Origin of the sequence: Denitratisoma sp. (assembly GCA_032027165.1) — a bacterium.
Taxonomy (GTDB): Bacteria; Pseudomonadota; Gammaproteobacteria; order Burkholderiales; family Rhodocyclaceae; genus Desulfobacillus.
In genome coordinates, this window is the sequence record JAVSMO010000001.1 from 277117 (window position 1) to 291105 (window position 13989).

At 60.8% G+C, this 13989-nt stretch carries 14 protein-coding genes; 12 read left to right on the forward strand and 2 right to left on the reverse strand.

Annotated elements, in window-relative coordinates:
- Nucleotides 1-91: 91 nt before the first annotated feature.
- From ROZ00_01380 to ROZ00_01415, 8 genes are all read left to right on the forward strand, one after another.
- Nucleotides 92-1798, forward strand: coding sequence for an acetolactate synthase 3 catalytic subunit (locus ROZ00_01380; protein ID MDT3734862.1), 1707 nt, complete (start codon nt 92-94; stop codon nt 1796-1798).
- Nucleotides 1799-1802: 4 nt separating this feature from the next.
- The gene (gene ilvN, locus ROZ00_01385; protein MDT3734863.1) at nt 1803-2294 is read left to right on the forward strand and encodes an acetolactate synthase small subunit; all 492 of its coding nucleotides are present in this window, start codon (nt 1803-1805) and stop codon (nt 2292-2294) included.
- Nucleotides 2295-2354: 60 nt separating this feature from the next.
- The gene (gene ilvC / locus ROZ00_01390) at nt 2355-3371 is read left to right on the forward strand and encodes a ketol-acid reductoisomerase (protein MDT3734864.1); all 1017 of its coding nucleotides are present in this window, start codon (nt 2355-2357) and stop codon (nt 3369-3371) included.
- Entirely contained in the window at nt 3371-4015 is a 645-nt protein-coding gene (locus tag ROZ00_01395; GenBank protein ID MDT3734865.1) for a phosphatidylserine decarboxylase, read from the forward strand. The genes ilvC and ROZ00_01395 overlap by 1 nt, the downstream gene beginning before the upstream one ends.
- Nucleotides 4016-4052: 37 nt before the next feature.
- Nucleotides 4053-4811, forward strand: coding sequence for a CDP-diacylglycerol--serine O-phosphatidyltransferase (pssA, locus tag ROZ00_01400; GenBank protein ID MDT3734866.1), 759 nt, complete (start codon nt 4053-4055; stop codon nt 4809-4811).
- 215 nt (nt 4812-5026) lie between these two features.
- Nucleotides 5027-6562: a 2-isopropylmalate synthase gene (locus ROZ00_01405; GenBank protein ID MDT3734867.1), complete on the forward strand. Its 1536-nt coding sequence runs from the start codon at nt 5027-5029 to the stop codon at nt 6560-6562.
- Nucleotides 6563-6914: 352 nt separating this feature from the next.
- Entirely contained in the window at nt 6915-7526 is a 612-nt protein-coding gene (locus ROZ00_01410; protein MDT3734868.1) for a response regulator, read from the forward strand.
- Nucleotides 7527-7758: 232 nt separating this feature from the next.
- A complete protein-coding gene (locus tag ROZ00_01415) occupies nt 7759-9381 on the forward strand; it encodes a methyl-accepting chemotaxis protein (GenBank protein MDT3734869.1) in 1623 nt (540 codons plus the stop codon).
- A gap of 56 nt (nt 9382-9437) precedes the next feature.
- Here the strand turns inward: ROZ00_01415 and ROZ00_01420 are convergent, their stop codons facing one another.
- Entirely contained in the window at nt 9438-9800 is a 363-nt protein-coding gene (locus ROZ00_01420) for a DUF2069 domain-containing protein (GenBank protein MDT3734870.1), read from the reverse strand.
- Nucleotides 9801-9848: 48 nt separating this feature from the next.
- On the opposite strand from ROZ00_01420, the gene ROZ00_01425 reads away from it, so the two are divergent.
- Nucleotides 9849-10664 (forward strand): YihY family inner membrane protein, encoded by an 816-nt coding sequence (locus tag ROZ00_01425; protein ID MDT3734871.1) that lies wholly within the window; start codon nt 9849-9851, stop codon nt 10662-10664.
- An 8-nt stretch (nt 10665-10672) separates the two neighbouring features.
- Here ROZ00_01425 and ROZ00_01430 read toward each other — a convergent pair whose 3' ends face one another.
- Complete coding sequence (locus ROZ00_01430) at nt 10673-12436, reverse strand: hypothetical protein (GenBank protein ID MDT3734872.1); 1764 nt, start codon at nt 12434-12436, stop codon at nt 10673-10675.
- A gap of 15 nt (nt 12437-12451) precedes the next feature.
- On the opposite strand from ROZ00_01430, the gene rpsP reads away from it, so the two are divergent.
- The 3 genes from rpsP to trmD are packed head-to-tail and all read left to right on the forward strand — an operon-like array spanning nt 12452 to nt 13960.
- A complete protein-coding gene (gene rpsP / locus ROZ00_01435; protein MDT3734873.1) occupies nt 12452-12706 on the forward strand; it encodes a 30S ribosomal protein S16 in 255 nt (84 codons plus the stop codon).
- A 4-nt stretch (nt 12707-12710) separates the two neighbouring features.
- A complete protein-coding gene (rimM, locus tag ROZ00_01440) occupies nt 12711-13220 on the forward strand; it encodes a ribosome maturation factor RimM (GenBank protein ID MDT3734874.1) in 510 nt (169 codons plus the stop codon).
- Nucleotides 13217-13960 carry a tRNA (guanosine(37)-N1)-methyltransferase TrmD gene (gene trmD / locus ROZ00_01445; protein ID MDT3734875.1) on the forward strand — a complete coding sequence of 248 codons (744 nt, stop codon included), beginning with the start codon at nt 13217-13219 and terminating at the stop codon, nt 13958-13960. Before rimM ends, trmD begins: the two co-directional genes overlap by 4 nt.
- Nucleotides 13961-13989: the final 29 nt, after the last annotated feature.

The window sequence follows — 13989 nt, forward strand, 5'->3', positions numbered from 1 at the left end:
TTGCCCATCGCGAAATGCCTTGACCAAAGAGGGGGGAGTAAGTAAAGTCACAGGTTTTTCAGCTGTTTATGGAAGCCTTCTGGGTGCAACAATGGTTTTGACCGGTGCGGAAATTGTAATCAGGTGCCTGCAGGAAGAAAAGGTCGAATATGTTTTCGGCTACCCTGGCGGCTCGGTCCTCTTCATATACGACGAGCTGTTCAAGCAGGACAAAGTCCGCCATGTGCTGGTGCGCCATGAGCAAGGAGCTGTCCATGCGGCCGACGGCTATGCGCGCTCGACCGAAAAGGTGGGGGTGGCACTGGTGACTTCCGGACCGGGGGTGACCAACGCCGTGACGGGCATAGCCACCGCCTACATGGACTCCATCCCGATGGTGATCATTTCCGGCCAGGTTCCCACCGCCTACATCGGCCAGGATGCCTTCCAGGAAGTGGATACCGTCGGCATCACACGGCCTTGCGTCAAGCACAACTTCCTTGTCAAGGATATCCGGGAGCTCGCCTCGACCATCAAGAAGGCGTTCTACCTGGCCAAGAGCGGCCGTCCCGGGCCTGTGCTGGTGGATATTCCGAAGGACATCTCGGCCATGAAGGGCGAGTATGCCTACCCGAAGACGATCTCCATGCGTTCCTACAACCCCGTGATCAAGGGGCATCAGGGGCAGATCAAGAAGGCGGTGCAACTGCTTCTCGAGGCCAAGCGGCCGATGATCTACACAGGTGGCGGCGTGATCCTGTCGGATGCCGCGGACAAGCTCGCAAAGCTGGTCAGGCAGCTCGGATTTCCGGTGACCAACACGTTGATGGGCCTGGGGGGCTATCCGGCGACGGACAAGCAGTTCGTCGGAATGCTCGGCATGCATGGCACCTACGAAGCCAACATGGCCATGCAGCATTGCGACGTGTTGCTGGCCGTCGGCGCACGCTTTGACGACCGCGTCATCGGCAATCCGGAGCATTTCGCCGAGGTGCCGCGCAAGATCATCCATATCGATATCGATCCTTCGTCGATCTCCAAGCGGGTCAAGGTGGATGTGCCCATCGTCGGTGATCTGCCCGAGGTGCTCGACGACATCTCGAAGCTGCTCGCAGCCGCAGGCGACCGTCCCGAGGAGAAGGCGCTGAAGGCCTGGTGGAAACAGATCGACGAGTGGCGCGGCAAGGACTGCCTGAAATATGACCGCAAGAGCAAGATCATCAAGCCCCAGTACGTCGTCGAGAAACTCTATGAGGTAACGAAGGGCGAAGCCTTCGTCTGCTCCGACGTCGGACAGCATCAGATGTGGGCGGCGCAATACTACAAGTTCGACAAGCCGCGCCGCTGGATGAATTCCGGCGGCCTCGGCACGATGGGCTTCGGCCTGCCGGCGGCGATGGGCGTCCAGCTCGCCCATCCGGGTTCCCCCGTGGCTTGCGTTACCGGCGAAGGCAGCGTCCAGATGTGCATCCAGGAGCTGTCAACCTGCAAGCAGTACCGCCTGCCTGTGAAAGTGATCCTGCTGAACAACGGTTACCTCGGCATGGTGCGCCAGTGGCAGCAGCTCTTCCATGGCAACCGCTACTCCGAGTCCTATGTCGATGCCTTGCCGGATTTCGTCAAGCTGGCCGAGGCTTATGGCCATGTCGGCATGCGCGTCGAGAAACCGGGCGACGTGGAAGGCGCTCTGAAAGAAGCCTTCAAGCGCAAGGACGACCTGGTCTTCCTCGATTTCGCCATCGATCCGACCGAGAACGTCTATCCCATGGTGCAGGGCGGCAAGGGCCTCACCGAAATGATCCTCTCAGAAGAGTTGTAACGCCATGCGGCACGTTATCTCCCTCCTCATCGAAAACGAAGCCGGCGCGCTGTCCCGCGTGTCCGGGCTTTTCTCGGCGCGCGCCTACAACATCGAATCGCTGACAGTGGCGCCGACCGAGGATCCCTCCATGTCGCGCATCACCATCGTCAGCGTCGGTTCCGACGACATCATCGAGCAGATCACCAAGCAGTTGAACAAGTTGATCGAGGTGATCAAGGTGGTGGACATCTCCGAGGCGGCCCACATCGAGCGCGAACTCATGCTGGTCAAGGTGCGCGCGACCGGCAAGGATCGCGAGGAAATGAAGCGCATGTCGGACATCTTCCGCGGCCGCATCATCGATGTCACGGAGACCACCTACGTCATCGAACTGACCGGCAATACCGCCAAGCTCGACTCCTTCATCGAGGCCATCGACCGCTCGCTCATTCTTGAGACGGTGCGCACCGGCGTCTGCGGCATCGGCCGTGGCGACAGGGTGCTCAGGGTCTGACCAACCGCTTCTTCCCGCCGTGCCAGGCGGACTGACTTTTGATTCATTGAAAGGAACAACATGAAAGTCTATTACGACAAGGACGCCGATCTCTCGCTCATCAAGGGCCGGAAGGTCACCATCGTCGGCTACGGCTCGCAGGGCCACGCCCACGCCCTTAACCTGCACGACTCCGGCGTCAAGGTCACCGTCGGCCTGCGCAAGGGCGGCGCTTCCTGGGACAAGGCCAAGAAGGCCGGCCTGGCCGTGAAGTCCGTCGCAGATGCCGTCAAGGGCGCCGATCTTGTCATGATCCTGCTGCCGGACGAGAACATCGGGCAGGTCTATCGTGAAGACATCGAGCCGAACATCAAGAAAGGCGCGGCGCTGGCCTTCGCCCACGGCTTCAACATCCATTACGGCCAGGTGCAGCCGCGTGCCGACCTCGACGTCATCATGGTCGCGCCGAAGGGTCCCGGTCATCTGGTGCGCTCGACCTATGTCCAGGGCGGCGGCGTGCCCTCGCTGATCGCCGTCCACCAGAACGTCTCGAAGAAGGCGCGCGACATCGCTCTTTCCTACGCGGCGGCCAACGGCGGCACGCGCGGCGGCGTCATCGAAACCACCTTCCGCGAGGAAACCGAGACCGACCTCTTCGGTGAGCAGGTGGTGCTGTGCGGCGGCCTGACGCAACTCATCCAGAATGGCTACGAGACGCTGGTCGAGGCCGGTTACGCCCCGGAGATGGCCTACTTCGAGTGCCTGCACGAGGTGAAGCTGATCGTCGACCTCATCTACGAGGGCGGCATCGCCAACATGCGCTACTCCATCTCCAACAATGCCGAATACGGTGACATCACCCGTGGCCCGCGCATCGTCACCGAGCAGACCAAGGCCGAAATGAAGCGTATCCTCAAGGAAATTCAGTCAGGCCAGTATGCCAAGGAGTTCATCCTGGAGAACCGCGCCGGCGCGCCGACGCTGCTGGCTTCCCGCCGCAACATGGCTGCCCACTCGATCGAGCAGGTCGGTGCCAAGCTGCGTGACATGATGCCGTGGATCAAGAAGAACAAGCTGGTCGATCAGACCAAAAACTAGTGCCTTCCTATCCTCACCCCATCATCGCCAGGGAGGGGTGGCCCTTCCTGGCGGCTTCAATCGCGGCGGCAGTGGTCGTAGGCTGGCTGGCTGGCGGCGCATGGTCTGTGCCGCTATGGATCTGGACGCTCTTCGTCCTGCAGTTCTTCCGCGATCCGGCGCGGCCCATTCCGGGCACAACCAAGGACGTGCTGTCGCCGGCCGACGGGCGCATCGTCGCCATCCAGAAAACGCACGATCCCTATGTCGACCGTGAGGCGCTCAAGATCAGCGTCTTCATGAACGTCTTCAACGTGCATTCCAACCGCAGTCCGGTGGACGGCGAAGTGAAGAAGTGCTGGTACCACGCCGGCAGTTTCCTGAATGCCGCGCTCGACAAGGCCTCGCTGGAGAACGAGCGCAATGCCGTCTGGTTGCGCACGTCGGACGGCCAGGATGTAACCTGTGTGCAGGTCGCAGGCCTGATTGCCCGCCGCATCCTTTGCTACGCGAAGGGAGGCGATGTGCTTGCCCGGGGGCAGCGTTACGGCTTTATTCGCTTCGGTTCGCGCGTCGATGTATATCTGCCACCGGAATCCCATGCCAAAGTGACGATTGGCGAGAAGGTTTCCGCTTCGGCGACCATACTGGCCGAACTGCCCTGAGCCGACAGCGCACATTCCCTCCGCTACAATAGCGGTCATGCCAGAGATCCGATCCCGCAAGGCGCTGGTCAACCCCGAACTCAGGCGGCGGGGCATCTATATCCTGCCCAACCTGTTCACGACAGCGGCCCTGTTCGCTGGCTTCTACGCCATCGTGCAGGCCATGACGAGCCGTTTCGAACATGCGGCCGTGGCCATCTTCATCGCCATGATCCTGGATGGGCTGGATGGACGGGTGGCACGGCTGACCCGCACACAGAGCGCCTTTGGCGCCGAATACGATTCCCTCTCGGACATGGTGTCCTTCGGCGTTGCGCCGGCATTGGTGATGTTCGAATGGGCCATGAAAGGTATGGGCAAGTGGGGCTGGATCGCGGCCTTCATTTATTGTGTCGGTGCCGCCCTGCGTCTGGCGCGCTTCAATACCAATATCGAGGTGGTCGACAAGCGTTTCTTTCAGGGGCTGCCGAGCCCCGCGGCGGCGGCACTGATCGCCGGCTTCGTCTGGGTGCTGATGGACCTTAACTACACTGGCGAGGAAGTGCGCTGGTATGCTTGGGCCCTGACCATCTTTGCCGGCGTGACCATGGTGAGCAACTTCCGCTACTACAGTGGCAAGGACATCAATCTGCGGCGCAGCGTGCCGTTCATTGCCGTACTGGCGATTGTCCTCTTCTTCGTCCTGGTCTCCAGCTATCCCCCAGGCATCCTCTTCGCGCTCTTCCTCTGCTACGCCTTCTCGGGCTACATCATGGCTGCCCTAGGTTGGGTTAGGCGCCATAAATCCCCGTCTTGACCCCCCTTGCGCCGTTGCCGGAATCTGGCTATAGTCGAGCCATGCTTCAAATTGCACTGATCCTGACGGCAACACTCCTTCTCAGCGGCCTCCTGCTGGCTCGGCCGCTGCTGCGCCGCGCGCGCTAAATTCCCCAACCCACAATTTGAGCTGTATCCGGCCGACGAGGGCAAAGCCCCCGATCGACTTCTGACGCATTCCATTCGGAGACGAACATGAGCGACCATTTGGTGATTTTCGACACGACCTTGCGCGACGGCGAGCAAAGCCCGGGCGCGTCCATGACCAAGGAAGAGAAGTTGCGCGTGGCGCGCCAACTGGAGCGCATGCGCGTCGACGTGATCGAAGCCGGCTTTGCCGCCGCCTCGCCGGGCGACTTCGACGCCATCCGTAGCATTGCGGAGACAGTCAAGGATTCCACAGTCTGCTCCCTGGCGCGCGCCAACGAGAACGACATCCGGCGCGCCGGCGAGGCCATCAAGCCGGCCGATTCCGGCCGCATTCATACCTTTATCGCCACCAGCCCCATCCACATGGAGAAAAAGTTGCGCATGACGCCCAATCAGGTCGTCGAGCAGGCGGTGAAGGCCGTGCAATGGGCGCGCGAGTACACCGACGATATCGAGTTCTCTGCGGAGGATGCCGGCCGTTCCGAACTGGATTTTCTTTGCCGGATTTTCGATGCGGTAATCAAGGCTGGCGCGAAGACGATCAACGTGCCGGATACCGTCGGTTACAACGTGCCGGGGCAGTTCTCGACGACGATCAGGAATCTGCGCGAGCGCGTGCCAAATTCGGACAAGGTGATCTGGTCCGTGCATTGCCACAACGACCTCGGCCTGGCCGTGGCCAATTCCCTCGCCGCAGTAATGGAAGGCGCCCGCCAGGTGGAGTGCACCATCAATGGGCTGGGGGAGCGCGCCGGCAATGCCGCGCTGGAGGAGATCGTCATGGCGGTGCGTACGCGCCAGGACATTTTCGGCTGTGAAACCCGCATCGACACAACGCAGATCGTGCCGGCTTCCAAGCTGGTGTCGAGCATCACCGGCTTCCCGGTCCAGCCGAACAAGGCCATTGTCGGCGCCAATGCCTTCGCCCATGAGTCGGGCATCCACCAGGATGGCGTACTGAAGCATCGCGAGACCTACGAGATCATGCGCGCCCAGGACGTCGGCTGGACGCAGAACAAGCTGGTGCTGGGGAAACACTCAGGCCGCAACGCCTTCAAGACCCGGCTGGCCGACCTTGGCATCGTCATCGAGAGCGAGGAGCAGTTGAACCTCGCGTTTTCCAGATTCAAGGAACTGGCTGACAAAAAGCATGAGATTTTCGATGAGGACTTGCAGGCTCTGATGTCCGACGAGGCCGTTACGCCGGAGCAGGAACATTACAAACTGATCAGTCTTCGCGTTGCTTCGGAGACTGGCGAAGTCCCGCACGCCCGTATCACGATTTCCGCGGGGGGAGCCGAGAGAAAATCCGAAGCGGATGGCGACGGACCAGTCGATGCCTGCTTCAAGGCGGTTGAGCACGTGGCCGACAGCCGCTCCGAGCTGCTGTTATTCTCGGTGAACAGCATTACCGGAGGTACTGATGCGCAAGGGGAGGTTACCGTACGATTGGCGAAGGATGGCCGAGTTGTGAATGGCCAGGGGGCTGATACGGACATCGTTGTCGCTTCGGTGAAGGCGTATATCAACGCCTTGAACAAGCTGGTCTCCAATTCTGAGAAGGTGAACCCGCAGGTGTAGTGGTTCGAACATGGCCCCTCCCCCAAAAGGGGCATTGCGGGAACGGGGGAGGGGTGATTTAATTCCTGTCGAAGACGCACAAGGCAGCCCAACTCCTGCTGCCTTCATTCATTCCGGCCTCATAAGCCAGGCTTTCTCGCCGTCTCATGTAGTTGGCGCCCAATTCCTGCGCAGAGGTAGTACTCAGCATCTCGGCCTTCAAATCTGCCTCATCCTGGTTTAGCCGCACTAGAGGCGGCGGCCTAAAGTAGCGGCCAATGCCTTTTTTTGCGCCAATCCACCCCTATATATATTTAAGGGTTAAAGGAAAGCGCCGTTAAACAGGCGAACAATCAGTGCCTGGAGGGCATTTATGGAGCAACTCAAACAGGAGCAACCCCGCAAGGTACTGCTGGTGGATGATGACCGGCTGGTCTTGGCGACCTTGGGAAAGGGACTGGAGCAATCCGGCTACGCGGTACAGGCCTGCGCCTCGGTCGAAGAGGCTAAGCGGGTCATAGCTCTGGATGCACCGGATATTGCGGTGCTGGATGTCCGCATGCCGGGTATTTCAGGGCTCGATTTGGCGTCGGAGTTGAGCAAGGATCAGCAAATCCCATTCATTTTTCTGACTGCCTACAGCGAGACCGATGTCGTAATAAAGGCTGCCGAGAATGGTGCGCTAGGCTATTTGGTAAAGCCCGTGGATATTCCCCAGTTGGTTCCAGCCATTGAGGCGGGATTGGCTCGGGCAGCAGATCTCAAGAAATTGCGCAATACCGAACTGCAATTGCAGACTGCCCTCAACGAAAATCGCGAGGTCAGCATGGCGGTGGGGCTTCTCATGGAACGACGCAGGCTCAATCGGCAGCAGGCTTTCGAGACCCTGCGTACGACTGCGCGCACACAACGCCGGAAAATTGGTGAGGTGGCTGAGGAGATTCTCGCGGCAGCAGAGCTTCTCAACATCAGCAAGATCCCCTGAGCCCTGTCTCCAAGGGGTGTGCGTCCCTCAAGGGATGCGGCTAACCTGTTGTTTTCAATAAACTTGATATTTCTCAAGTTTTCATTCTCTTCTCCGTTATTTCAACCATCAAGATTTGTTGTCCCGCCGGTGTTCGGCTGAGCGGGAACCAGACCCAGAACCGTCTGCTATCGCTCCCCCCAGATTTCCGGGAGCCACATGGTTGCTTTGTCTGAAGCGAAGGAGAAATCAAATGTTCGGAAAACTCACCATTGCTCTCCGGCTGGCGCTGGGGTTCGGCTTGTTCTTCATCATGCTGCTGGTTTCCGTGGTGCTGGGCCTGAACCGGCTCGAAACCATCGAGGAGATGATGGAGCGGATCGTGACGAAGGACTGGCAGAAGACAGTGCTGGCCAACGATGCCATCGACCTGATGAACGCCAACGCACGGGAGACCTTCCTGCTGTTCATGACACAGGATAGGGCGTCCGTGAGGCAGCGCATTGCATCCAACGTGCAGTCCATCACGTCGAAGTTGGACGAGCTGGAAAAACTGCTCTACAAGCCGGAAGGCAAAGCCATGCTGGCGGAGATTCGCGATAAGCGGAAGACCTATGTTGCATCCTTCTCCAGCGTCGGCAAGCTGCTGGAAGCCGGCAAGGATGCCGAGGCATCCAGAGTGATGGCGACGGAAACCGTTCCGGCCCTGGATGCCCTGTTGGCTTCGGTGGATAGGTTGATCAAGTTCCAGGGGCGCATCCTTGAGAACACTGCTCAGGAGACGCGCGACATCTATACGTGGTCACGCAACGTCCTGATCATGTTCATGGCGATGATGGCTGTAGTGGCCGTAGTGTTGGCTACTTGGATCATTCGCGCCGTGACAAGGCCGCTGGGGGCCGAGCCCGACGAGGCCAAGGCAGTCGTCGCCCGCATTGCCCAGGGCGACCTGACGCAGGACATCGCGCTTCGCAAAGGCGACAGCGACAGCCTGCTGGCGGCCATGCGGAACATGCAGCAGAGCCTGCGCAAGCTGATCGGCGATCTGAAGGCCAACGCGGACGGCGTGGCCAGTGCCGCCCATCAATTGTCCTCGGCATCCGAGCAGCTGGCGATCGGCACTGCGCAGCAGAGCGAGGCCGCCTCCAGCATGGCTGCCGCGGTGGAAGAGATGACAGTTTCCATCAATCATGTTTCCGACAGCGCCAATGAGGCACGACAAGTGACCGACGAGACGGGCGAGCAGTCGAACAACGGTAAGCGCGTCATCCAGGACACGGTTGCCGAGATGAAGGAAATTTCGAGGACGGTGGCGGAGGCATCGGAAACCATCCATGCGGTGGGCGAGAACTCGCAGAGAATCTCCAGCATCGTGCAGGTGATCAAGGATGTGGCCGACCAGACCAATCTGCTGGCCCTGAACGCCGCCATCGAGGCGGCGCGCGCCGGCGAGCAGGGCCGCGGCTTCGCGGTGGTGGCCGACGAGGTGAGGAAACTGGCCGAGCGTACCGCGCAGGCGACCACCGAGATTGGCGACATGATCAATGCGGTCCAGTCCAGTGCGCAGGCGGCGGTGGGCACCATGCAGCAGGCGGTTGCCCGCGTCGAGGGTGGCGTGGAAATGGCCAACCGTGCCGGTGAATCCATGAGCGGCATCAGCGACGGTGCCGAACGGGTGGTGTCTGCGGTCAATGAAATCTCCAGCGCGCTCAAGGAACAGAGCGTGGCGAGCAACGAAATCGCTTCGAATGTGGAGCGTATCGCCCAGATGTCTGAGGAAAACAGCGCGGCGACCCGTGAAGCTGCCGATACCGCACGGCAGCTGGAAGCCCTGGCGGTTGGTACGCGAACTGCGGTAAGCCAGTTCCGCGTCTGAACCGCCGTATTGCAGCGACTGACTTTAGTTTCGGCATAACGCCCGCTTTGCGGGCATTAGCCTTCACTGAAACTTCGTTTTCCAGTGGCGCGGGCATAGAGCACCGCGCTGCCGAACAGGGCGCTGGCAAGTAACGTTTCGGCGATGGCCAGCCAGCGGGAAACGCCCACTTCGGTGGTGGCGCGAACCACGCCTTCCATGACATAGGCCAGGGACAAAAGCGAAACCCATTGGTGCGTATAGCGTTTTCCGCGCAGCACGCCAACCAGGGGCGCCAGCAGCGGTAATGCCTTCAGCACCAGCCAGGATCCGCCCGGACGCAGCGGCGCCAACCACAATTCCCAGCCGAGACAGAGAAAAAGCAGGGCAACCAGGCTGAATGCAGCGGCATAGTTGTAAAGACGAGCAGCGGTAGGCATGGATGCTTCCGGTAGAATCGCGGCATTCTATCGGAACGGGACTTTTCGATGCGCCTGGTCGGCCCCTTGCCCGACTTCCTGACGCGCTGCATTGCGCGCTTTCGAGAGGAGCGCTGCGCCCAGGCTGCCGCCAGTCTGGCTTTCACCACGCTGCTGGCGCTGGTGCCGCTTATCACTGTTGCCCTCGTGCTGATTTCCCAATTCGATCTTTTCTCGGGACTGGGCACAGCGCTGCGCAATTTTCTGTTGGCCAACCTGCTGCCAGAGAAAGCCGGCAAAGTCATTGCCACCTATGCGCTGCAATTCAGCCAGAAGACCGGCCGGCTGACGGTGCTGGGGTCGGGAATGCTGGTGGCAACCGCACTGTTGCTGATGCTCTCCATCGACCGTGTATTCGGCCAGATCTGGCGTGTCAAGCAGCCGCGGCCGCTGGTCAGGCGCATGGTTATATATTTGGGGGGGCTGGTGGTTGGGCCAGTGGTGCTGGGTGCGTGCGTGGCAGCGGCGACCTATGTGCTGACCGCGTCGCTTGGGCTGGTCAACGAGCCGAGATGGATAACTAACCTGCTCCTCAAAATGCTGCCGGCGCTGCTGCTTGCGACGTTGTGCGGCCTGATCTACTACGCCATGCCGAACCGCCCGGTGGCGCCCCGGCATGCCGTCATCGGCGGCATCGTTGCGGCGCTCGGGTTTGCGCTTGTCCAACGCGGTTTTGGCGTGTATGTGGCGGCATTCCCCAACTACACCCTGATCTATGGCGCGTTCGCCACGGTGCCCATCCTTTTGGTGTGGCTGTATCTGTCCTGGCTGGTGGTCCTGGCCGGCGCGCTGACGACCGCAGTGCTGGGTGAGTTAGCCCTGTGAGACGCTGATCACATCGGGTAGGGATCGGGCTCGAACTGGAAAAGTTCGATCTCTCCGGTCTGTTGGTCGAGACTCAGCAATCGTCCCTGCATAACGTGGGTTTTGTCCTCGCCGGAGACGATGAAAAAACGGCGCGCACTGATGGTTCCGGAGGGGGCAAGCAGCGCGGGATGCTCGCGCAGGGCCGGAATGGCCGGCAATAGCAGTCCGGGAGTGGGCAATTGGGCCGGGTCACCGTTGCGGAACATGATCTGTACCGAGCGTGCGGCGGGTGCAATCAGTTCCAGTCCCAGTTCGATGTGCTCCGGATTCTCGCTTTTCATCCAGCGCACGATGCAAATGTTCCAGGGTTTCTCCGGTTCGGGCCGCAGCGCGATGACGCTGCCCGGCATCAGTCCCTCGATCTCGCCTGCAACATGCATGACAGCGTACCCCGAGGGGCTCTCATTGAGGATCATCCACTCCGTCATGTGCGCGGCACTCGCCTCGGCTCCCTCCGGCGCCTCGCCTCGCTCCAGCATTTGCCATAGGTCGGTCAGGCCGATGCAGACCTGGGCACGAAAGTTGTTATGGCGGCGCGGATGCTGGCGATGCGGAGGGTGTGCCCAATGCGCCAGCAGACGCTTGAGGGCCGCAATTCCGCCAGGCATGTTGGCACGTTCTGGCAGCCGCAGATTGCCCGCAGGCATGCCGCCTTCCAATGCCGCGACTTGCTCGTCGAGGAGTCGAGACAGCAACTGGAAAGAACAGTAGAGCAGGTCGCCATGGTCGGGGGGTATGCGCCGGTTGGGCGGCACCGGCCCCATGTCACGACTGCTGTCCATCCAGTACCAGGACCCTTCTTCTTCCGGCGGAGGTGCAGGCAGCAGGTTCACCGCAGCAGAGAATTGGGCAAGGTATTCACTTGCCAGTGCGATTTCCGCCGGCGAAAAACCCTCGGGTTGTGCTGCGGCGAGGGCCAGGAGTTCCTTGTAGATTTTCTCGGCATCAAGGGAAAGCCCCGGAATCACTGTTGCCGCCGGTTCGTAATGTTGGCGCGCCATCTTGGCCAGGGCGTGGGCGCGGCGCCACAGTTCGGCTGGCGGCGAGCCGGCCATCATGGCGCTGGTTTCCAGGGACTCGGCAAGGCTGCGCAGGGCGCGGGCGGCTACCGCGCCGGCATTACGACGCTTGCTATGGGCGAGGCGGTCGGGGTCAAGCAGGACGCGTTCATAACCGGCCGCGACATGCTGATGGACGGTGACGAGTAGTGCGGCCATGGCGCGCAATTCCTTGCCAAGCGGCAGGCTGGCCTCGATCAGGCGTGTTTTCAGGACGCGTGAGAGCCGGTGTGCCCGGTCGTAGAAGAGGTCCAGAATGCGGTGGTAATGTGCGTCCTCCAGGCGGGCACGGCCTAGCGCAGCCAGTTCTCCGCTCAACTGGGCCAAATCCTGTGACGGGTCATCCGGAATCGGGGAGGCGAGCCAGTCCAGGACGTGGGCAACGTCGTCGGAGGGATCGATCTGGCGGACGGGGGCAGTGCGTGCCAAGCTTGCGGACCGCCGCGGGGCGGCCCCTAAAATGATAACGGGTTCATTGTAGAGGAATCGGCCCGCCGGGCAAGGGGACGCATCGATGCGCAGGACAGACCGGAGAATGTCTTGCGGATTCGACTTGTGCTTGTTTTTCTGATGGTTTTGCATTAACATATCGCCCTTTTTAGCTTCGGCTGCTTTGCTTGTCGTTCGCTTCGCGGATGGGGCCAGTACTGAAGCTTCCTTTTCCGATTTCAACCAAGGGTTAAGCACATGGTCGTCATTCGACTTGCCCGGGGCGGCGCCAAGAAGCGTCCGTTCTACAACATGGTCGTCACCGATTCGCGCAAGCGCCGCGATGGTGCCTGCATTGAACGCGTCGGCTACTACAATCCGGTTGCCGGTGAAAAGGAGCAGGGCCTCCGCGTCGACATGCAACGCGTCGAGCATTGGACCAATAAAGGCGCCCAGTTGTCGCCCACCGTGGCGCGTCTGGTCAAGCAGTTCGCTGGCAAGGCTGCTGCCTAAACGCATGATCGTCCTGGGGCGCGTTTCCGCCCCGTACGGTATTCGCGGCTGGGTCAAGATCCAGGTCTTCGGGGACGACCCGCTGGCGTGGGCAAACATGCCGTGCTGGTGGCTGAGCGCGCAGGAAACGGCGGCAGACAGCGCATGGCAGACGAGGCAACTCGCCGAATGCAAGCTGCACGGCAAGAGCCTAGTCGTCCGTTTCGATGGCATCGAGGACCGCAGTGCGGCAGAGCAACTCTCCCGGCTCTACGTCGGGGCACCGCGCGAGGCACTCCCGAAAACGGCTAAAGACGAATATTACTGGGTCGACCTGATCGGCTTGGATGTGGTGAATCAGGCCGGCGAGCGGCTGGGACGCATCGCGGAACTGGTCAGGTCAGGCGCACATGAGGTGCTTGATGTGCGTGACGAGGATGGCGGCCAGCGTCTGCTGCCCTTTGTGGCGTCCGTGATCAAGAAGGTGGACCTGGCTGGACGCCAGGTTCGGGTGGACTGGGAGCGTGACTGGTGAGCATCTGTTTCGATGTCGTCACGCTGTTCCCCGAAATGTTCGCCGCTGTGGCCGATTTCGGCATTACGCGGCGCGCGCGCGAGAAGGGACTGTGGAGTTTGTCGCTGTGGAACCCACGCGACTTTGCAGTCGATAACTACCGCACGGTGGACGACCGGCCATACGGCGGCGGACCGGGCATGGTGATGCTGGCCGAGCCGCTGGAAAAAGCGATAGCTGCAGCCATGGGCAACCAGCCTGGGGCGAGGGTGGTCCATCTGTCGCCGCAAGGACGCCCGCTCTGCCACCAGAGAGTGTTGGAGATGGCGCAGGACGCGGGGGCGATTCTGCTCTGCGGGCGCTACGAAGGGCTCGATGAGCGTCTCATCGAGCGTTGCGTGGATGAGGAGATTTCGCTGGGCGATTTCGTCCTCTCCGGTGGCGAGATTGCAGCGATGGCACTGATCGATGCGGTGGTGCGCCAATTGCCTGGCGCACTGAACGATGCCGATTCGGCTGTGGAGGAATCCTTTGCCGACGGCCTGCTCGATTGCCCGCACTATACGCGACCCGAGGTTTACGAGGGATTGCCGGTTCCACCGGTGCTGCTTTCCGGCCACCACGCCGAGATCAGGCGCTGGCGGTTGAAACAGGCGTTGGGCCGTACCTGGTTGCGACGGCCGGAACTCATCAGGCAACGAAAGCTTGACCAGGAAGAATCAACCCTGCTTGAGGAATTCAAGAGGGAGCAGCAGAAGTAGCAGCAGTTTGTTAAACGAGAAACGCGCGC

Bases quoted from the DNA above. Each gene is read 5' to 3' on its own strand.
- ROZ00_01380 (MDT3734862.1), top strand. From the start codon at position 92: ATGGTTTTGACCGGTGCGGAAATTGTAATCAGGTGCCTGCAGGAAGAA.
- ROZ00_01410 (MDT3734868.1), top strand. From the start codon at position 6,915: ATGGAGCAACTCAAACAGGAGCAACCCCGCAAGGTACTGCTGGTGGAT.
- rpsP (MDT3734873.1), top strand. From the start codon at position 12,452: ATGGTCGTCATTCGACTTGCCCGGGGCGGCGCCAAGAAGCGTCCGTTC.
- ilvC (MDT3734864.1), top strand. From the start codon at position 2,355: ATGAAAGTCTATTACGACAAGGACGCCGATCTCTCGCTCATCAAGGGC.
- ROZ00_01405 (MDT3734867.1), top strand. From the start codon at position 5,027: ATGAGCGACCATTTGGTGATTTTCGACACGACCTTGCGCGACGGCGAG.
- pssA (MDT3734866.1), top strand. From the start codon at position 4,053: ATGCCAGAGATCCGATCCCGCAAGGCGCTGGTCAACCCCGAACTCAGG.
- ROZ00_01420 (MDT3734870.1), bottom strand. From the start codon at position 9,800: ATGCCTACCGCTGCTCGTCTTTACAACTATGCCGCTGCATTCAGCCTG.
- ilvN (MDT3734863.1), top strand. From the start codon at position 1,803: ATGCGGCACGTTATCTCCCTCCTCATCGAAAACGAAGCCGGCGCGCTG.
- ROZ00_01425 (MDT3734871.1), top strand. From the start codon at position 9,849: ATGCGCCTGGTCGGCCCCTTGCCCGACTTCCTGACGCGCTGCATTGCG.
- ROZ00_01415 (MDT3734869.1), top strand. From the start codon at position 7,759: ATGTTCGGAAAACTCACCATTGCTCTCCGGCTGGCGCTGGGGTTCGGC.
- rimM (MDT3734874.1), top strand. From the start codon at position 12,711: ATGATCGTCCTGGGGCGCGTTTCCGCCCCGTACGGTATTCGCGGCTGG.